Origin of the sequence: Nonomuraea sp. 10N515B (assembly GCF_052245915.1) — a bacterium.
GTDB lineage: Bacteria > Actinomycetota > Actinomycetes > Streptosporangiales > Streptosporangiaceae > Nonomuraea.
The window spans coordinates 140,883-159,064 of the sequence record NZ_JBQQBQ010000018.1; the positions used below are offsets into that span (position 1 = coordinate 140,883).

17 protein-coding genes and 1 pseudogene are annotated in these 18,182 nt (G+C 71.0%); 6 read left to right on the forward strand and 12 right to left on the reverse strand.

The window, feature by feature from the left end; all coding sequences use genetic code 11:
• Positions 1 to 25: 25 nt before the first annotated feature.
• Complete coding sequence (locus tag ACTWQA_RS27035) at positions 26 to 1,417, reverse strand: aminopeptidase P family protein (RefSeq protein WP_443161869.1); 1,392 nt, start codon at positions 1,415 to 1,417, stop codon at positions 26 to 28.
• Between the two features lie 123 nt (positions 1,418 to 1,540).
• On the opposite strand from ACTWQA_RS27035, the gene ACTWQA_RS27040 reads away from it, so the two are divergent.
• Entirely contained in the window at positions 1,541 to 1,969 is a 429-nt protein-coding gene (locus ACTWQA_RS27040; RefSeq protein ID WP_305922130.1) for a CBS domain-containing protein, read from the forward strand.
• 94 nt (positions 1,970 to 2,063) lie between these two features.
• On the forward strand, positions 2,064 to 2,591 hold the full coding sequence (locus ACTWQA_RS27045) for a hypothetical protein (RefSeq protein ID WP_443161870.1): 528 nt from the start codon (positions 2,064 to 2,066) through the stop codon (positions 2,589 to 2,591).
• Between the two features lie 18 nt (positions 2,592 to 2,609).
• Here the strand turns inward: ACTWQA_RS27045 and ACTWQA_RS27050 are convergent, their stop codons facing one another.
• Positions 2,610 to 4,220 (reverse strand): ABC transporter permease, encoded by a 1,611-nt coding sequence (locus tag ACTWQA_RS27050; protein WP_443161871.1) that lies wholly within the window; start codon positions 4,218 to 4,220, stop codon positions 2,610 to 2,612.
• The gene (locus ACTWQA_RS27055) at positions 4,217 to 5,125 is read right to left on the reverse strand and encodes an ABC transporter ATP-binding protein (protein WP_443161872.1); all 909 of its coding nucleotides are present in this window, start codon (positions 5,123 to 5,125) and stop codon (positions 4,217 to 4,219) included. Before ACTWQA_RS27055 ends, ACTWQA_RS27050 begins: the two co-directional genes overlap by 4 nt.
• Positions 5,126 to 5,209: 84 nt before the next feature.
• On the opposite strand from ACTWQA_RS27055, the gene ACTWQA_RS27060 reads away from it, so the two are divergent.
• The 3 genes from ACTWQA_RS27060 (at position 5,210) to ACTWQA_RS27070 (ending at position 8,207) form a co-directional block, all read left to right on the forward strand.
• Positions 5,210 to 5,704 carry a GbsR/MarR family transcriptional regulator gene (locus tag ACTWQA_RS27060; RefSeq protein ID WP_443161873.1) on the forward strand — a complete coding sequence of 165 codons (495 nt, stop codon included), beginning with the start codon at positions 5,210 to 5,212 and terminating at the stop codon, positions 5,702 to 5,704.
• Positions 5,705 to 5,808: 104 nt separating this feature from the next.
• On the forward strand, positions 5,809 to 6,582 hold the full coding sequence (locus ACTWQA_RS27065; protein ID WP_443161874.1) for a cyclase family protein: 774 nt from the start codon (positions 5,809 to 5,811) through the stop codon (positions 6,580 to 6,582).
• Positions 6,579 to 8,207 carry a thiamine pyrophosphate-binding protein gene (locus ACTWQA_RS27070; protein ID WP_443161875.1) on the forward strand — a complete coding sequence of 543 codons (1,629 nt, stop codon included), beginning with the start codon at positions 6,579 to 6,581 and terminating at the stop codon, positions 8,205 to 8,207. The genes ACTWQA_RS27065 and ACTWQA_RS27070 overlap by 4 nt, the downstream gene beginning before the upstream one ends.
• Positions 8,208 to 8,253: 46 nt before the next feature.
• Here the strand turns inward: ACTWQA_RS27070 and ACTWQA_RS27075 are convergent, their stop codons facing one another.
• The 8 genes and pseudogenes from ACTWQA_RS27075 to ACTWQA_RS27110 form a co-directional block, all read right to left on the reverse strand.
• Positions 8,254 to 8,628 (reverse strand): PTS-dependent dihydroxyacetone kinase phosphotransferase subunit DhaM, encoded by a 375-nt coding sequence (locus ACTWQA_RS27075; protein ID WP_443161901.1) that lies wholly within the window; start codon positions 8,626 to 8,628, stop codon positions 8,254 to 8,256.
• A gap of 30 nt (positions 8,629 to 8,658) precedes the next feature.
• A complete protein-coding gene (gene dhaL / locus ACTWQA_RS27080; RefSeq protein ID WP_443161876.1) occupies positions 8,659 to 9,285 on the reverse strand; it encodes a dihydroxyacetone kinase subunit DhaL in 627 nt (208 codons plus the stop codon).
• A gap of 9 nt (positions 9,286 to 9,294) precedes the next feature.
• Entirely contained in the window at positions 9,295 to 10,275 is a 981-nt protein-coding gene (dhaK, locus tag ACTWQA_RS27085; RefSeq protein ID WP_443161877.1) for a dihydroxyacetone kinase subunit DhaK, read from the reverse strand.
• 162 nt (positions 10,276 to 10,437) lie between these two features.
• Positions 10,438 to 10,833, reverse strand: a pseudogene (locus ACTWQA_RS27090) (DUF6596 domain-containing protein); the annotation flags it as partial.
• Between the two features lie 29 nt (positions 10,834 to 10,862).
• The gene (locus ACTWQA_RS27095) at positions 10,863 to 11,609 is read right to left on the reverse strand and encodes a lysophospholipid acyltransferase family protein (protein ID WP_305922139.1); all 747 of its coding nucleotides are present in this window, start codon (positions 11,607 to 11,609) and stop codon (positions 10,863 to 10,865) included.
• 21 nt (positions 11,610 to 11,630) lie between these two features.
• Positions 11,631 to 12,797, reverse strand: a complete 1,167-nt coding sequence (locus ACTWQA_RS27100) for a cytochrome P450 (RefSeq protein WP_443161878.1) — start codon at positions 12,795 to 12,797, stop codon at positions 11,631 to 11,633.
• Positions 12,798 to 12,896: 99 nt separating this feature from the next.
• Positions 12,897 to 13,703 carry a serine/threonine-protein kinase gene (locus ACTWQA_RS27105; protein WP_305922141.1) on the reverse strand — a complete coding sequence of 269 codons (807 nt, stop codon included), beginning with the start codon at positions 13,701 to 13,703 and terminating at the stop codon, positions 12,897 to 12,899.
• Between the two features lie 56 nt (positions 13,704 to 13,759).
• Entirely contained in the window at positions 13,760 to 15,010 is a 1,251-nt protein-coding gene (locus tag ACTWQA_RS27110) for an MFS transporter (protein ID WP_443161879.1), read from the reverse strand.
• Positions 15,011 to 15,083: 73 nt separating this feature from the next.
• Here ACTWQA_RS27110 and ACTWQA_RS27115 point away from each other — a divergent pair, with 73 nt between their 5' ends.
• Positions 15,084 to 15,707: an ArsR/SmtB family transcription factor gene (locus ACTWQA_RS27115; RefSeq protein ID WP_443161880.1), complete on the forward strand. Its 624-nt coding sequence runs from the start codon at positions 15,084 to 15,086 to the stop codon at positions 15,705 to 15,707.
• Between the two features lie 214 nt (positions 15,708 to 15,921).
• On the opposite strand, the gene ACTWQA_RS27120 is transcribed toward ACTWQA_RS27115, so the two are convergent.
• Entirely contained in the window at positions 15,922 to 17,934 is a 2,013-nt protein-coding gene (locus ACTWQA_RS27120) for a serine/threonine-protein kinase (RefSeq protein ID WP_443161881.1), read from the reverse strand.
• Between the last annotated feature and the right edge of the window lie 248 nt (positions 17,935 to 18,182).

Below are 18,182 nucleotides of genomic sequence, written 5' to 3' on the forward strand. Positions count from 1 at the left end.
CCCAGCACGAAACGTGATGGCTCTGTTACGCCAGGGCACTCATCCAGGACTCGATCTCGTCCGCGCGCCGCGGGAGTCCGGACGACAGCAGCGCCGCGCCGTCCGCGGTGACGACGAGGTCGTCCTCGATGCGGATGCCCATGCCGCGCAGCTCCTCGGGCAGGGTCAGGTCGTCCGGCTGGAAGTACAGCCCCGGCTCGACGGTGAGCGCGTAGCCCTCCTCCAGGACGCCGTCCAGGTAGACCTCCGCCCGCGCCTTCGCGCAGTCGTGCACGTCCAGGCCCAGCATGTGGCCGCTGCTGCAGAGCGTGTAGCGCCGGTAGAGCCCGGTCTCCATGAGCTCGTCGGTGGAGCCCTTGAGCAGTCCCCAGTCACGCAGGCCGTCGCAGATCACCCGCATGGCCGCCAGGTGGAAGTCGCGGAAGCGGGCGCCCGGCCGGAGCGTGGCGATGGCGGCCGTCTGGGCCTCGTACACCAGCTCGTACGCCTGCCGCTGCACCGGGCTGAAGCGCCCCGACAAGGGGAACGTGCGGGTCACGTCGGCGGTGTAGAGCGTGTCCGACTCGACGCCCGCGTCCAGCAGGAGCAGGTCGCCGGCGCTCAGCGCACCATCGTTGCGGATCCAGTGCAGCACGCACGCGTGCGACCCAGAGGCCACGATGCTCTCGTAGCCGACGGCGTTGCCCTCCAGCCGCGCCCGCAGCCCGAACACGCCCTCCAGATACCGCTCGCCGCGCGGATGCCCGACAGCCTGGGGCAGCGCCCGCACGACGTCCTCGAAGCCGCGCACGGTGGCGTCCACGGCCGAGCGCAGCTCGCCGACCTCCCACTCGTCCTTGACCAGCCGCATCTCCGACAGGAACGACTCGAACTCGGCGTCGCCCTCGCCGCGCGGCGCCCCCGCGTCCACCGAGGCGTCCACGCCGCGCAGCACCCGGGCGGGCTTGTCGAGCTCCAGGTCGCGGATGTGCCGGCACTCCATCTGGTAGAGCGCCGCGGCCTCCGCCAGGTCAGGACGGCGCCCGGCCCAGAACTCGCCGTAGCGGCGGTCCCGGTAGAACTCCTGGCCCTCCTCGCGGGGCGAGCGCGGCCGCAGGTACAGCACGCTCTCCCCGGACGGCTCGATCACCAGCACGTCGTCCGGCTCGCCCGCGCCCGTCAGGTACGCAGACGCGCTGTGTGGCCGGAACCGGTAGTCGGCGTCGTTGCTGCGGACCTTGAGCGTGCCCGCCGGGACCACCAGCCGCTCACCGGGAAACCGGCCCGCCAGCGCGGCGCGGCGCTTGGCCGCCCACGGCGCGATCGGCAGCGCCGCCACATCCACCCGACTCGTATCCGCCCAGCCGGTGCGCATGAATGCGGCCAGTTCCTCGGTGATGGGAAGGTCATGGCTTCCGATGTTGAGCGGCTCGGTCATCTAGTCTGTGTCCTTATATCGGATTTAGTACGGCAAGCAGCCTACGTGACGCCTTGACGGCGTACCCGCATGGTTGTTTGCCTGGACCCAGGATTTGGAACACTGAGGGCAGAGGTGGTGCACATGCTCATCGGGACGATCCTTCGCGGCAAGGGCAGCGACGTGACGACCGTGGCACCGGAGGCGTCCGTCCGGGACCTTCTGGCCAAGCTGGCCGAGCACAACATCGGCGCCGTCGTCGTCTCCACCGACGGCGTCACGATCCAGGGGATCGTCTCGGAGCGTGACGTCGTACGCCACCTGAACGACCGCGGCGCGGCGGTCCTCGACGAGCCGGTCTCCGCGATCATGACGACCGACGTGCGCACGGTCGGGCCGGGGGAGAACGTCGACGCGCTGCGGCGGATCATGACCACGCAGCGCTTCCGGCACATGCCCGTGGTCCAGAACGGCCGGCTGGTCGGCATCGTCAGCATCGGCGACGTGGTGAAGAGCGCCATCGAGGAGCTGGAGACGGAGAAGGCGTCGCTCGTCGACTATCTCCACCGTTGACAGGGATGGCACGCTTGGGTCCGTGATGTACGGACCTCCTGAGTACCCGCCTCCTTACCCGCGGGCGACGAGCAGTCCGACGATCATTCTGCTCGTGTCCGGACTCGCCGCGCTGCTGGGCTTCCTCCTGGGGGTCTTCGTGGGGTTCGGCGCGGGGACGATACCGGCAGGCCCCGCGCCCACGATCACGGTGACGGCGGAGGACCCCGACCCGCCCGTCGACCAGCCGGCCCAGAGCACGCCGCCCTCGAGCGCACCCCAGCAGAGTGCGCCGAGCGACCCCGCAGCGACGCAGCCCGGAGCGACCCAGCCCGGAGCAACGCAGCCTGGAACAACGCAGCCCGGCACGACGCAACCGGCTGGGGCCGGCGCGACTCCGGCCATCAACCCCGCCTCCCTCCGCACGTTCGTCGTCGGCAGGGACATCCAACCCGGCACCTACCGCAGCGCCGGGCCCACCACGGGGTTCTCCATGTGCTTCTGGGCCCGGATGAAGAGCACGTCCGCCAACCTGGCCGACATCATCACCTCCGACATGCCGACCGGCCCGGCCACCGTCACCATCGAGCCGACGGACAAGGCGTTCCAGACCGGCGGCTGCGCGGAGTGGACCCGAGCGTGATCCTCCGGAGCGCTCGCGTCAGGTGAGGTCGCGGCGCTTGAGCGCCGTCAGGCCCACGCCGCCGAGCGCTACGGCCAGGACGGTGAGGACGAGCAGCGGGGTCGCGTCGAATTCGGCGCCGGTGAGGACCTTCGGGATGTGGTGCATGGGCACGACGGCGTTGGCGATCCAGTAGTCGATGCCCAGGGCGGGGCCGATCTGCTCGCCGAAGAGCTGCTGGAACATGAACACCACCCACACGGTGGCCACCGCCCAGCGGGGGATCAGGCCGAGGGCGAGGATGCCGACCGCGCCGACGGCCCAGACCGCGGGCACCAGCGACAGGGCGGCGCCGAGCACGCGTGGCAGGTGGGCGCCCACGTCGCCGGTGGTGAGGCCGTACACGAGCCCGGCCGCGAGCCCGGAGGCGGTCATGGTCGTCAGGGAGCCCAGGGCGGCGAAGAGCAGATGACCGCCGGCCCAGCGCACGCGTCCCACGGGCGTCGACAGCAGCAGTTCGGCGCGCCCGCTGGTTTCCTCGGCACGCAGCCGCACGGCCGACAACATGGGATAGAGCGTGGCGATCCCGGCGAGGCTGAGCAGCACCATCCAGATGAAGGTGTCGGACAGGTCGGCGTCGGGGGAGGCGGTGTAGCGGCGGAAGAACTCCTCGATCTGCGGGCCCGCCTGCTCGGCGATCTCGGGGATGCCGTTGGCCACGCCCGCCGTGATCGCGCTGAACCCGGCGTACGCGCCGGTCCAGCCGAGGAGCTGGCCGCGCTCCAGCCGCCAGGCCATGGCCGGCGAGCTACGCAGCCCGGGCGCCGCCACCGCGGGGCCGGGGCGGCTCTGGAGCACGCCCGCGCCCAGATCGCGCCGGGCGGCCAGCCGGTAGGCGGCGGCGCTGATCGCCAGGCACGCGGCCACCGGCAGGAGGAAGACCCACCACAGGTCGCCGCCGAACGGCCGCATCAGGTGGCTCCACCCGTTCGGGGAGAGCCAGCGCAGCCACAGGATGCCGCCGCCGTCGGCGGTGAAACGGATCAGGTACTGGAGGCCGAGCACGGTGAACGCGATCGCGCCGGCCGTACGGGCCCGCTCGGTGAGCTGCGCGGCCAGCCCGGCGACGGCGGCGAGCACGAGTCCGGGCCCGGTCATCCCGAGCGCGACGGTGAACGAGCCGGGCGTATCCAGCCCGTACCCGATCATGCCGAGCGCGGTCAGCAGCCCGGCCGCCAGCGAGACCGCCCAGGCCAGCAGCAGGCTCGCCGTGAGGGAGGCGAACCGGCCGACGACCGTGGAGCCGACCAGCTCGGCGCGCCCCGACTCCTCCTCCGCCCGGGTGTGCCTGATGACGCTGAGCACGGCCATGAACGCCACCAGCGTGTAGGCGATGTCGCCGATCTTCCACATCGCGAGGTTGCCCAGCGCGTCCCCGTAGAGCCGGCCGCTGAACGCGGTGAGCGCGGCATTGCCGCCGACCTGGGCGACGAAGTTCACCCGGTCGGTCTCGGTGGGCAGCATGGTCTCGTAGGAGGCGACCTGGCTCACCACCAGCAGGGGCAGGAACACCACCCAGCAGGTGGCCACGAGCCGGTCGCGGCGCAGGTAGAGCAGGAAGAGCCGGCCCGTGCCGGTGAGCGCGTTCATCGCAGCGCCCCGGCGTGCCGGTCGGCGAGGGTGTAGTGGCGCAGGAACAGCTCCTCCAGGGTGGGCGGCCGGCTGGTCAGGCTGCGGGCGCCGGCCTGGCCGAGGAGCCGCAGGACCTCCGGGAGCGCGGCCGGGTCGACCTGGCAGCTGAGCTTGCTTCCTTGGTGGTGCACGTCGTACACGCCCGGCAGGTCGCCGAGCCGGGGGAGTGGGGAGCCGATCTCGGCCGTGATGGAGGTCCGGGACAGGTGGCGCAGCTCCTCCAGGCTGCCGGTCTCGACGACCTGGCCGGCCCGGATGATGCTGACCTGGTCGCACAGCGCCTCGACCTCGGACAGGATGTGGCTGGACAGCAGCACCGTACGGCCGCGCCCGCGCTCCGCGGCGATGCACTCCTGGAAGACCGCCTCCATGAGCGGGTCGAGCCCTGAGGTGGGCTCGTCGAGGATGAGTAACTCGGCGTTGGAGCTCAGCGCGGCGACCAGGGCGACCTTCTGCCGGTTGCCCTTGGAGTAGGCGCGGCACTTCTTGCGCGGGTCGAGCTCGAAGCGCTCCAGGAGCTCGGCGCGGCGCCTGGTGTCGTGGCCGCCGCGCAGCCGCCCCAGCAGGTCGATGGTCTCCCCGCCGGTCAGGTTGGGCCACAGGGACACATCGCCGGGGACGTAGGCCAGGCGCCGGTGGAGCTCGGCGGCATCGCGCCAGGGATCGCCCCCGAGCAGCCGCACGGTGCCGGAGTCGGCGCGGATCAGGCCGAGCAGCACGCGGATGGCTGTGGACTTGCCGGCCCCGTTCGGGCCCAGGAAACCGTGGACCTCGCCGGTGTGAACGGTGAGGTCGAGGTCGTCGAGCGCACGGGTCTCGCCGAACGTCTTGACGAGGTTCGCGATCGTGATCGCAGTTGTCATGGTTATTAACCTACACACGTTTCACGCGAGTGTGAAGTTTGAAAAACCTGTAAACTTGGCGCATGTCGGCATCAAGGAGGATCCGTGACATCTAGGGACGAGCGGGCTGTGGAGCAGTTCGTCGAGAGCACCGCACGGATGTTCGCGGAGTGGGGCTTCCCCCGGATGGCCGCGCGCGTGCTGCTGACCATGATGTGCGCCGAGGAGGACACGCTCACCGCCGGCGAGCTGGCCGGCCGCCTCGGCGTGAGCCCGTCGGCGATCTCCGGCGCCGTGCGTTACCTCATCCAGATCGGCCTGATGGACCGGCGCCCGATCCCCGGCTCGCGGCGCGATGTCTACTCGCTGCGGGACAACGCTTGGTACCTGTCGAGCACCACCACGGGCGGGGTCTACGCGATGATCGCCGACCTGGCCGATGGCGGAGCCCAAGCGCTCGGCGGGCCCGAGACGCGCGCCGGCGGCCGGGTCGGCGAGATGCGGGACTTCTTCCGTTTCATCCAGGGCGAGATGACGGGGCTGCTCGAGAAGTGGGAGAAGCTCAAGACCTCCGAGCAGAAGGATCGAGCCGAAGAGTAGGCAGCACCCGCGGCCGGGAAGTCCAGGGCCGCGATCTGCTTCACCGGCTTGAAGGCCTGAACACCGACATAGGAGGATGCGCACAAGCCATCAAGGAGGATGCCATGTCGGTGTTGCAGAGCTTCGTGGACCACGTGCGCAGCGGCGCGATCGAGGTGATCGACCTCACCGCGCCGCTCTCGTCGCAGACGCCGATCCTCCAGCTGCCCGACCCGTTCGGCAACACGATCCCCTTCCGGCTGGAGGAGATCAGCCGGTACGACGACCGCGGCCCCGCCTGGTACTGGAACGACATCCACACGGGTGAGCACACGGGAACGCACTTCGACGCCCCCGTCCACTGGATCACCGCCCGCGACGGCCAGGACGTCTCCCAGGTGCCCGCCGGCAAGCTGATCGCGCCCGCCGTCGTCCTCGACTTCTCCGCCGAGGCGTCCAAGGACCCCGACTTCCTCCTCCAGATCGACCACGTCAAGGAGTGGGAACGCGCCAACGGGCCGCTGCCCGACGGCGGCTGGCTGCTCTACCGCACCGGCTGGGACACCCGCTCCTCCGACCAGGCCGCCTTCCTGAACGCCAACGAGACCGGGCCCCACACGCCCGGCGTCTCCGTCGAATGCGCCTCCTGGCTGGCGTCCGACACGCCGATCATCGGCCTGGGCGTCGAGACCGTCGGCACCGACGCCGGCGCCGCCCACTCCTTCGACCCCGCGTTCCCCTGCCACTCGTTCCTGCTCGGCGCCGGCAAATACGGCCTGACCCAGCTGCGCAACCTCGACCGCCTGCCGGTGACCGGCGCCGTCGTGGTCGCGCCGCCGCTGCCCATCGTGGGCGGCTCGGGCAGCCCTGTCCGGGTGCTGGCCCTGGTGGAACGTTGATCGTCGCGGAGGCCGTGGGCCGGGCCCTGGCCGCCTGCGGCGCCACGACCGTCTTCGGCGTGGTCGGCAGCGGCAACTTCCACGTCACGAACGCGCTCGTCGCCGCAGGCGTGCGGTTCGTCGCGGCGCGGCACGAGAGCGGGGCCGCGACGATGGCCGACGCCTACGCCCGGATGAGCGGGCGGGCCGGGATCGTGTCCGTGCATCAGGGGCCCGGGCTCACGAATGCGCTGACCGGCATCGCGGAGGCCGCCAAGAGCCGCACCCCGCTGATCGTCCTCGCCGGCGAGGTCACCGATCCCCGTTCCAACTTCCACATCGACCAGGACGCCCTCGCCGCGGCGGTGGGGGCGGTGCCACTGCGGGTCGCCTCGCCGGAGGGGGCGGGGGAGCAGGCGGTGGAGGCGTACCGGGTGGCCGTGGAGGAACGGCGCACGGTCCTGCTCAACCTCCCGCTCGACGTCCAGGCCATGCCCTGCGATCCGCCCGGCGTCCGGCCCACCGGCGGCGGTGAGTCCGGTGCCGTGAACACGAGTGACGGTGCGGTGCCGGAGCTGGCGCGCCTGCTCAGCCACGCTCGGCGGCCCGTGTTCATCGCCGGGCGCGGCGCCCGGCACGCACGCCGTGAGCTGGAGACCCTGGCCGACCGGGTGGGCGCCCTTCTGGCCACCTCGGCCGTGGCCAGAGGGCTGTTCCGCGGCAGTCCATGGGACCTGGACGTGAGCGGCGGCTTCGCGACCCCGCTGGCGGCCGAGCTGATCGGCGGCGCGGACCTGGTCGTCGGGTGGGGGTGCGCGCTCAACATGTGGACCACCCGCCACGGCACCCTGATCCCGCGGGACGGGAAGGTGGCACAGGTCGACCTCGACCGGTCGGCGTTCGGCACGTACGTGCCCGTGGACCTGGGCGTGGTGGGTGACGTGGCGGCCGTCGCGGCCGCCCTGACCCCCGAGCCGACCGGCGTCCGGGGTTATCGTTCCCCGGCGCTCGCGCGACGCATCCAGGCCGAGGGTCGCTGGCGGGACGTGCCGTACGAGGACGAGAGCGGCGGCGGCAGGATCGACCCCAGGACGCTCACCATCGGCCTGGACGACCTGCTGCCGCTCGAACGCATCCTCTCCATCGACTCCGGAAATTTCATGGGATACCCGTCGATGTTCCTCGACGTCCCGGACGAGCGCGGGTTCTGCTTCACGCAGGCGTTCCAGTCCATCGGGCTGGGACTGGCGACGGCGATCGGCGCCGCCCTGGCCCAGCCGGACCGGCTGCCGGTGGTCGCGCTCGGCGACGGCGGCGCCCTCATGGGCAGCGCGGAGCTGGAAACCGTCGTCCGCCTGGGTCTGCCGATGGTGGTCGTGGTGTACGACGACGAGGCGTACGGGGCCGAGGTGCACCATTTCGGACCCCACGGCCATCCCCTGGACACCGTCACCTTCCCACCGGCCGACCTCGCCGCCATCGCCCGCGGCCACGGCTTCGCCGCCGTGACCGTCACCGAGCAGGCCGACCTGGCCGGCGTGGCCGAATGGCTCAAGGGGCCACGGGACCGGCCCCTGCTCGTGCATGCCAAGGTCACGAAGGATCGAGGCTCGTGGTGGCTGGAGGAGGCGTTCAAGGGCCACTGATCCACGGGCGCTCGAGATCCCGGCGCGCCGAGCGATCGCCGGGTTTCTAGAGTTTGCGGAAGGTGCGGGCCTCCTCGGCGGCGGCCAGCACGTCGGCCAGCGGCATCCCCGCGCTCGCCGCCACCGCCGCCGCGATCGCGCCCTCCACGAACGGCACGTCCGCCAGCACCACCCGCCCCGGCTCCTCCACCAGACGGGCAGTCAGCACCGAGCTGCCCAGATCGGGCACCAGGACGACCCCATCACCCTGGTCGACCGCCCGTACCGCGGCCTCGATGAGATCCAGGCTCGTGCCCAGCCCGCCGTCGTCCGTGCCGCCCGCCGCCGCCACCGGCGTGCCGGCACCGGCGATACCCCGGACGAGCCGCACCGCCTCCGCCGCCAGGCCCGCACTGTGCGACACCAGCACCAGGCCCACCATCACCCGGCCTCCGTCATCGCGCGGCTTGCATCAGGCCGCCACGGTGGCCAGCGCAGCCATGAACAACGCCGCCGACGCCGCGCCCGGATCCTCGTGCCCGACGCTGCGCTCGCCCAGGTAACTGGCCCGCCCCTTGCGGGCCTGCATCGGGATCGTCGCCTCAGCGCCCTCCTCCGCCGCCCGCGCCGCCTGCTCGAACGCCTCCCGAAGCCCCACCCCGTCCCGTACGGCCAGCGCCAGCGCACGGGACGCGGGCGCCAGCGCGTCCACCATGGTCTTGTCACCCAGAGCCGCCTTGCCCAGCCGCTCCAGCGCCACGACCCCCTCCTCGAACGCCGCCGTGAACCCCGCCAGCGTCACCGGCGCCCGCAACGCCTTGCCCATTTGCCGGAACACCGACCCGTACAGCGGCCCGGAAGCCCCGCCCACCCGGCGGATCAGCGCCGCCCCGGCCGACGTCAGCACCTGCACCGGCGTTTCCGGCGGCCACTCGGCCAGCGCCTTGGTGACCTCGGTGAGCCCGCGGTCGAGGTTCGTGCCGTGGTCGGCGTCGCCGATCGCGGCGTCCAGCTCCGTCAGCCGGTCACGGTCCTGGCGAACCAGCCTGGCCGCCTCCGCGAACCACGCCACGAAGAAGGCGGTGTCCAAGGTCTCCATGGTGTCCATTCAACGCCCCCAGCGCAGTCCCGGCGTCTCGACCGGCGCGTCCCACAAGCGCATCAGCTCATCGTCCAGCAGGCAGACCGTCACGGAGAAACCCTGCATGTCCAGGCTCGTCACGTAGTTGCCGACCAGCGATCGGGACACGCGCGCGCCCTTCCCCTTGACGAAGGACGCCACCTCGGCGAACACCACGTACAGCTCCATGAGCGGCGTCCCGCCCATGCCGTTGACCATGACCAGGAGATCGCCGTGGAGCGGCATGTCCCCGTGGATGGTCTCCATCGTGATCCCGGCCAGCTCGCGGGCCGACGCCATCGGAGCCCGGGCGCGCCCCGGCTCGCCGTGGATGCCGATCCCCAGCTCCACCTCGTGCTCCGGCAGGTCGAAGGTCGGCTTGCCGGCGTGTGGCGTCGTACACGAGGTCAGCGCGATCCCGAACGACCGGCTGCGCTCGTCCACCTCGCCCGCCACCCTCGCCACCTCGGCCAGCGGCGCGCCCTCCTCCGCCAGCGCGCCCGCGATCTTCTCCACGAACAACGTCGCCCCGGTGCCGCGGCGGCCCGCCGTGTAGAGGGAGTCCCGCACCGCCACGTCGTCGTCGACCAGCACGCTCGCCACCTCGACGCTCTCGACCAGCTCGGCGGCCATCTCGAAGTTGAGCACGTCGCCGGTGTAGTTCTTGACGATGTGCAGGACGCCCGCGCCGCTGTCCACCGCCCTCGTCGCATCGATGATCTGGTCGGGCACGGGCGAGGTGAAGACCTCGCCGGGGCAGGCCGCGTCGAGCATGCCGTATCCCACGAAACCGGCATGCAGCGGCTCGTGCCCGGAGCCACCGCCCGAGACCAGGCCGACCTTGCCCGGACGCGGGCCCTCGGCCCGGTAGACCACCTGATCGCGGATCCGCAGCGAGGGATGGGCCGCGGCCATGCCGTTCAACGCGTCCTCAACGACCGAGTTCGCCGCATTTATGAGCTTCTTCATTCCTTCTTCGAGGGGTCGGGACGTCGGGGGCTTGAGCCCGACGAGCAAGCCCCTCCCTCCTTCCACGTGGTGTAGGCGTACCCATCTGCTCGCTGAAAGAGGCGGAAATGTCAATCGCATTGGGGCTCAACTGCGCAGCTGCGCGTTGAGCCGTGCGGCCTGCTCGACGATCTGCACCCGGTCGGTCTCCGCGGCCGTCGTGGCGTCGGCGTGGAACGCGGCGATGGCGGCTTGGGCCTGGAACTCGCCCAGCCGGTCGCGGGCGAGGGCTGCCTGGCACGTCGACGCCTTCGGCGATCAGGCGGGTGTTCCACAGGCCGCGGTCCTGCTCGGCCAGAGGCACGAGCCTCCCGTCGGGAGCGGTCCGAGCGGGACGCCGTGCGTGGTGGAGCAGCACCGTGGCGACGTCACCTGGCTGGTTGAACCGTACGTGACGGCCGCAGCCGGCGTCAGGGGCGGGTGTGCGCACAGGAAGTAGAGCTGGAGCGTGTCGTCGGCCGCCTCGCTCGGGCCGGGCACCGGCTCGCTCTCGACCTGGGCGTCACCACCATGCCGGGACTGGCCCCGCACACCACCCTCGACGGGCGTTATGCCTTCTTCGCTCTTGCCTCGGCCTCCGCCGCGTCCATGGCCGCCGCCTCCTCCGGGGTCGGGGCCGTGCCGCCCAGGTGGGCGGGCTGCCACCACGCTCCCGGGGTAATCTCCGGATAGGTGCGCTGGGCGCGGTCCACCAGTTCGGACATGCGGGCATGCAGGTCGGTGGTGTGCTGGTTGACGTCCTCGCCCCGCTTCGGGTGCATCGGCTCCCCGACCAGGATGGTGAGAGGCACGTGCCGCTGCAGCAGCTTGCGCGGCCGCCCCTTGGTCCAGAGCCGCTGGCTGCCCCACAACGCCACCGGGATGATCGGCGTGTTGGTGGCCTGCGCCATCCGGATCGCGCCGTTCTTGATCTCCTTGACGGTGAACGACCGGCTGATCGTGGCCTCGGCGAACACGCCCACCACCTCGCCGGCCTTCAACATCCGCAGCGCCGTCGCGTACGACCCCGCGCCCGCCCCCCGATCGACCGGGATGTGATGCATGCCGCGCATCAACGGCCCCGAGATCCGATGCTCGAACACGTCCTGCTTGGCCATGAACCGCACCAGCCGCTTCGACGGCAACGCGGCGAACCCGGCGAAGATGAAGTCGAGGTAGCTGATGTGATTGCTCACCAGCACGGCCCCCCCGGACTGTGGCACGTGCTCGGTCCCCTCCATATGGAAGCGGATGTCGAGCGCGCGAAAGAGGGTCCGCGCGGCGGCGATAACCGGCGGGTACACGATCTCAGCCATGACCAGAAGGTAGCAGTCTCTTCAGGTTGGTCTGACGGTGGTCGGGAGATGGACCATGCCCCGGACGTTGCCGTGCGCGGTGCGTCTGATGCCCTCCTCGTGAACCTCGTAGCCGGGCGAGACCGCCTTCGTCAGCTCCTCCAGCGTCACCCGCGCCTCCAGCCGGGCCAGCGGGCCGCCGAGGCAGTAGTGGCGGCCGACGCCGAAGCTGATGGCGCGGGAAGTGTCGCGGGTCAGGTCGTAGGCGTCGGGAACGGGGAAGACCGACCCGTCCCGGTTGGCGGCGCCGATGAGGATCCAGATCTTGGCGTCCTTGGGGACGAGTGTGCCGTGCAGTTCGGTGGGCTCGGCGAGGCGGCGGGCCAGGCCGTGCGCCGGGGTGTCGTACCGCAATGACTCCTCCACCCACGGCGTGATCGCCCCGCCGAAGGCGGCGGCGCGCTGGTCCGGATAGCGCCACGCCCAGTACCAGGCGGCGCTGAGCAGGTGCGTCGTGGTCTCCGAGCCGGCCCCGATCAGCAGGAAGATGAACGCCTCGATCTCCTCGTCGGTCAGGCCGCCGTCGGCCACGAGAGCGGAGACGAGATCGTCGCGCGGCGTGATCTTGCGATCGGCGATGATCGAGGCGTAGTAGTCGCCGAGCGACAGGATGCTCTTGAGCCCGGCGTCGGACATCTGGCCCTGCGGGTCGTACCTGACCAGGGTGTCGGACTTGCGGCGTACCTCGGCCCGGTCGGACGGCGGCACGCCCATCAGCTCGGAGATCACGTCCAGCGGCAGCTTGGCCGACAGATCGCGGGCGAAGTCGAACGTGCCCTTCTCGAGGCCCAGTGCGATGTAGCCCCGGGCGATCTCCCTGATCATGGGTTCGAGGGCGGCGACCCGGCGCGGTGTGAAAGCGCGTGACACGATCGACCGCATCCGGGTGTGCTCGGGCGGGTCCATGGCCACGAACGACAGGAACGTCCGCGCGTGCGGTCCCCACGCGCCGCGATCGAGCATGGGGCCGTGGTCGCTGGAGTAGCGGGTGCTGTCGGTCAACGCGGCCGAGACGTCGGCGTGCCGGGACAACGCCCAGAAGTCGAGGTCCGGATTGTGGTAGATCGGCGCTTCCCGGCGCAGCTGCGCGTAGACAGGGTACGGATCGTCGTTGATCGACGGATCGTAAGGGGTGTAGACGACATCCACCTCCTCCACGCTAGCCGTCCGCTGTCGGCGTTGACAGCCCTGCGCACCCAGCGATCCGCTTTCACCAAGAACAGCCGTTTCGCTGTCCCCGGCGGTGCCTTAGATGGCGGCTTGGAACGTGCTGGCGCGCATGCCGGCCAATAGACCCGCCGTCTGCTCCGGCGTGAAGCGGCGCACCGGGTCGTTGTGCAGCAGCCCCTCGATCAGCGGCCGCATCACCCCGGCCCGCCGGGGCGGCGGGTAGGGGCCGCTCCTGGCCATGCCGAGCACGGTGGCCGCGTCCTGGCCCGGGTAAGGGGGCTGCCCTTCGACGGCGCTGTAGAGGGTGGCGCCGAAGGACCACATGTCGGCCTCCTTGCTGGCCGGCCCGCCGTGGAGCCGCTCGGGGGCCATGAAGGCAGGCGTGCCGCGCAGCCGCCGCGACGTCGTCATGCGGATGTCGCCCTCGGCCGTGGCGATGCCGAAGTCGGTCAGCACCACCCGGTCGCCGGTCAGCATGACGTTGGCGGGCTTCACGTCACGATGCAGCACCCCGGCCTGGTGAGCGGTCCGCAGCGCGGCGAGCAGGTGCTGCCCGATCGCGGCGACCGACTGCGCCGGCAGCGTGCCCACTTGGGAGAGCAACTGGTGCAAGGAGAGTCCGTCGAGATACTCCATCACGATCCAGAGCTTGCCGCCCTCTTCGATCAGGTCGTGCACCGTGACGATGTTGGGGTGCGTCAGCCCAGCAGCCATCCTGGCCTCACGCAGCACCCGGCGGCGCACCATCTCGACCTCACCGGCCAAGGTCAGCTCCTTAAGCGCCACCGTCCGGTGGAGGAGCTGATCGAACGCACGCCAGACGACTCCCATACCTCCACGACCGGCCTCCTCATTCAGGAGGTACCGTCCGCCGATCTTCCGCATACCATCCCCTCAAGCTCGGGGATAATCATGTCACTTCAGCACAGTGTCTAGGGTGACTAACGTGATCCGGATATGTCGGAAAGTGTAGGTGCGCTGGTCAGCGGCCTGGAAATTCGTTCCGACAACGCGCGCCACACCAGTCCGACTGCCGCCAGACACACTCCTGTCGCGCCCGCGAGCACGGCCGCAAGCCCGGCGAACTCGGCCACGACGCCCCCGAGCGCCGCCCCCAAAGGCATCCCGCCCATCCCGACGAGGCGGTATGCCGAATTGACCCTCCCGAGCAATTCCGCCGGGATGAGCCGCTGCCGCGCCGAGATCACCAGCACATTGCCCCCCGCCCCTACCACGCCCCACAGCACGGCGGTCGGGTAGAGCGTCCACGGAGACGGCAGCAGTATGGGCACCAGGAGAAGGAGGCTGCTGACCAGCCAGGCCCACGCGAGCGTGCGGAACTCCCCGAAGATCCCCGCGACACGCCCGCTCAGCAGGGACCCGAACACCGCACCGGCCGCGAACGCCGTCATCATCAAACCGTAGCCGCCTGGCTCCAGCCCGACCGCTGACCCGTCGCCCACGACCCACAGCACGAAGACGGCGAAATAGGCGGCGTTGGCGAGGTTGAGCATGCCCGCCGTGATCGCCAGGCTCCGCAGCACATGGTGAGAACGCAGAAAGCGCAGCCCCTCGCCGATGTCCTGCCGCAGCGGGCGGCGGTCCGCGCGGGGCTCGGCTAACCGGTACGTGCCGCGCATGCCCAGCAGGAGCAGCCCTGCGGCGCCGTACAGCAGGGCCGGGGCGCCGAACAGGGCGGTGGGCAGCACCGCGACGAGGAGCCCGGCCACGGGGGCGCCAACGAAGTCGTTGCCGATCAGCTGGGCACTGGACACCCGGCCGTTCGCTCTGGTCAGGTGATCCGCAGGGACGGTCATCGGCAGGATGGACTGCGCCGAGGTGTCGGCGAAGACCTCGCTCACCCCGGCCGCCAGCACCGCCGCGAGCAGGACCCACAGGTCGAGCAGGCCGAACGCGGCGAGCAGCGCCGTGGTGGCGAGGATCGTGGACCGGGCGGCGTTGGCCAGCACCATGACGCGGCGACGGTCGGCCCGGTCGGCGATCGCCCCCGCGTGCAGCGCCAGGAGCAGCCACGGCGCCGTCGCGGCGGCGCCTACCAGGGAGACCAGGGTCGGAGAGCGGGTCATCGACACCGCCAGCAACGGCGCGCCGATCTTCAGCACGCCGTCCGCGAGGTTGGACAACGCGGTGGACGACCACAGGAAGGCGAACGGACGCCCAAGACCTGCCACGACTCGCTCCTATAGGGTGGAAGTGTCCAAAAGAAAGTGTGCATAGATTTCTTTGCAAAGATAGGCTTGCACAGTGAAGCAAGGCAAGAGCTTTTCCGCTCGTACGCTCGACGCGAACGCATTGAAGTCGTTCGCGCACCCCCTGCGACTGCGGATCTACGAGCTGCTGGACGAGCGGGGACCGTCCACGGCGACCGGACTCGCCGGCCTGCTCGGGCAGAACACCGGGGCGACGAGCTACCACCTGAGGGAGCTGGCCAGGCACGGCATGATCGAGGTCGTGCCCGAGATGGGGCGCGGGAAGGAGAAGTACTGGCGCATCGTGCCCGGCGGCTTCAGCTACGGTGAGACCCCGCCCGATCCCGAGGCGGCCAGCGCTCTGGAGCTCCTGCTCGACGACTTGGTGCGCCAGCGGGGCGCGGAGCTGGCCAGGTGGCGCGAGGAGGGGGCGCGGGCGCCGGAGAAGTGGGTGCAGGCCAGCGGGTTCGGGCGGCGGTCGCTGCGGCTCACGGTGGCGGAGACGGCCCGGTTGCGGGACGAGGTGCTGGAGGTGCTGGAGAGGTACCGCACGGTTTCCGATCTCCGCGAACGCGAGCCGTCGCCGAGTGATGGGTCGGCTGGCCATGTGGTCATCCACTTCGACGTGCTGCCGCTGGGAGCGATCCCCGACGAACAAGACGCTGAGAGGGCACTCTAGGGTCTTCCCGGGCGTTGTTCTGCCGTCAGGGCGATGCCCCTGATGCGTGACCATGACGTTGCCCTGGTGCCAGGCCACCAGCTCTGGAGAGCGCAGCCAGTCCGGCCGGGCGGCGTTCTCCAAGTGGCAGACCGCTCGGCCGCACTCCATCACGCCCGGCGGAGGCGCGAGGAGAAGGCGGGGGCACCCGAGGAGGAGTGGGTGCGGGGCCGCTCTAAGGGGAGGCCGGGCCGAGACTCCATCCTGTGACGTTTCCCTTGACGTCGCCCGCGGCCAGCCAGGACTCCCCATTGTCCTCGGCGATCACCACCGAGTAGACGCGCCCGCCGGGAGACTTCAGCGGGTCGCCGATCGGCTTGCCGCTGCGCAGGTCCCAGACACGGATGGTTCCGTCGAACCCGCCGGAGGCGACGACCGCGCGACCCTTGACCCGGCCCACCGCCAGGCAGGCGACCTCGGCGGTGTGGCCTGAGAACGAGGTGATCTCCTGGCCGCTGCGCAGGTCCCAGACGCGGACCTTGTGGTCGGAACCGCCGCTGACCCCCAGAGACTGGCCGTCCATCACCGCGGTCGCCACGGTGAAGACGTCACCGATGTGGCTGCGGAAGGTGGCGGCCAGGGCGCCGGTCTCCAGGTTCCACACCTGCGCGGTGTCGTCGGCCGACGCGGTCACCGCGAACGGGTGCCCGTCCATCGTGCCGGTCGCGACACCGAACATCGGCTCGCCGCCCGCCGTCTTGGGTTGGGGCCCGGAGTCCTTGCCCGTCTTCGGGTCCCACACGCGGACCTTTCCGGCCTCGTCACCGCTGACCAGGACCGTCTTGCCCGCCACCTGCGCGGCGGCGATCGTGTAGACGATCTTCTGGTGGCCTTTGTAGGCGGGGCCGAGCGGCTCGAGGCTGTCCCCGCCGGAGACGATGACCCCACCGTTCTGCAGCCGCTGGAACATGGCCGCCTGCCCGTCCACCTCGCCCACGTCGATGGCGGCGTCCGTCTCCTCGCTCCCGGAGTTCTTCAGCTCGGTCAGCTCGCTGGGGCGCGTATCGAACGTCCACGCCTTGGCCACGCCCTTGGTGCTGCCGGCCAGCACCGCGCGCTGTCCGCCGTAGGTGCTCACCGCCAGGGTGTTCACTTCGCCGCCGAGGATGGCCTTCGCGATCCGCCTGCCGTACGGCCGGGCGGCGAAGCCGGCCGTCGCCGACGGTATGCCCGAGTTCGCCGAGCGCGTGGGTGTCGCCGTGGAGTCGCTCCCTCCCCCTTCCAGGGCCACCACGATCACGCTCACCAGCACCGCCACGGTGGCGGCCGAGCCCGCCACCAGGAGCCTGGACCGCTTGCGGCGGCGCGCGTCTGTGGTGGGGTCGGCGGGCGGAACGCCACCCGTGGGCGGCGTTCCCGGAGTGGGTGGTGCGACGGGCTTGGTCGAGGTCTGGCCGTGGCCGAGGAGGAGGTGCAGGACCTCGGCCGCCGTGGGACGTGCCTGCGGCTCCTTGGCCAGGCAGCGGGCGAGAAGGGCGCGCAGCGGCTCGGGAACGCCGTCCAGATCCGGCTGGGCGTGGAGGATGCGGTACATCACCGCGGGCAGCGTGTCCTGGCCGAAGGGCGCGCGGCCGGTCGCGGCGAAGGCCACGGTCACCGCCCAGCTGAACACGTCGGACGCGGGCTGCGCCGGCTCACCGTGGATCAGCTCGGGAGCCATGTACGCCGGGGTGCCCACCGAGCCGCCGGTGGCCGTGAGGTCGATCGCGCGCGCGATGCCGAAGTCGATCACCCGGGGGCCGTCGGAGCCCAGCAGGACGTTGGACGGCTTGAAGTCACGATGGACGATCCCGGCCCGGTGGATCGCCGCCAGCGCGGTCGCCGTGCTGACCGCGATGCGGTCGAGGGCGCCGCCGGACCTGGGCCCGTGCTCGCGGACGGAACTCTCCAGCGACAAGCCGTCGATGAACTCCGACACGATGTAAGGCCGGTCGCCGTCGACCGCCACATCCAGCACGCGGGCCGTGCAGAACGCCGCCACCCGCATGGCCGCGTCCACCTCGCGTAAGAACCGCTCGCGCGCCTCACTGCTCCCGGCCAGCCTGGCGTGCAGCACCTTGACCGCCACCCGCTCGCCCGAGGCGTCCTCGGCCAAGTAGACCACGCCCTGTCCGCCTTCACCGAGGCCCGCCACGATGCGGTAGTCACCCAGCCGGGTCGGCTCTCCGGCGTGCAGAGGGCGGAACATGGTTCCCGACGATACACGTCCCGTGCGATCAACGGCGATGCCGCGATCTTACGGCCTGCCCCAGTAGTTGGGGGCGCTCGCCGGCGGCCAAGACGCTGCGAGGGCCCCTGGTTGCGCGGTGAGCCAACCTACAGCGGTCTGCATGCGGCCGTCGGGCTACTGAAAGCACGTTGCAGGCGGCGTACCTGTCAATGGTGATGCGAGCCCCCGACAGGCTCGGCATGCTTCACACCATCACAGGGGAGATC

What these genes read in the sequence shown, in the direction of transcription:
- ACTWQA_RS27035 (WP_443161869.1), bottom strand. Translation starts at nt 1,417, where the DNA reads ATGACCGAGCCGCTCAACATCGGAAGCCATGACCTTCCCATCACCGAG.
- ACTWQA_RS27040 (WP_305922130.1), top strand. Translation starts at nt 1,541, where the DNA reads ATGCTCATCGGGACGATCCTTCGCGGCAAGGGCAGCGACGTGACGACC.
- ACTWQA_RS27050 (WP_443161871.1), bottom strand. Translation starts at nt 4,220, where the DNA reads ATGAACGCGCTCACCGGCACGGGCCGGCTCTTCCTGCTCTACCTGCGC.
- ACTWQA_RS27055 (WP_443161872.1), bottom strand. Translation starts at nt 5,125, where the DNA reads ATGACAACTGCGATCACGATCGCGAACCTCGTCAAGACGTTCGGCGAG.
- ACTWQA_RS27065 (WP_443161874.1), top strand. Translation starts at nt 5,809, where the DNA reads ATGTCGGTGTTGCAGAGCTTCGTGGACCACGTGCGCAGCGGCGCGATC.
- ACTWQA_RS27075 (WP_443161901.1), bottom strand. Translation starts at nt 8,628, where the DNA reads ATGGTGGGCCTGGTGCTGGTGTCGCACAGTGCGGGCCTGGCGGCGGAG.
- dhaL (WP_443161876.1), bottom strand. Translation starts at nt 9,285, where the DNA reads ATGGAGACCTTGGACACCGCCTTCTTCGTGGCGTGGTTCGCGGAGGCG.
- dhaK (WP_443161877.1), bottom strand. Translation starts at nt 10,275, where the DNA reads ATGAAGAAGCTCATAAATGCGGCGAACTCGGTCGTTGAGGACGCGTTG.
- ACTWQA_RS27095 (WP_305922139.1), bottom strand. Translation starts at nt 11,609, where the DNA reads ATGGCTGAGATCGTGTACCCGCCGGTTATCGCCGCCGCGCGGACCCTC.
- ACTWQA_RS27105 (WP_305922141.1), bottom strand. Translation starts at nt 13,703, where the DNA reads ATGCGGAAGATCGGCGGACGGTACCTCCTGAATGAGGAGGCCGGTCGT.
- ACTWQA_RS27120 (WP_443161881.1), bottom strand. Translation starts at nt 17,934, where the DNA reads ATGTTCCGCCCTCTGCACGCCGGAGAGCCGACCCGGCTGGGTGACTAC.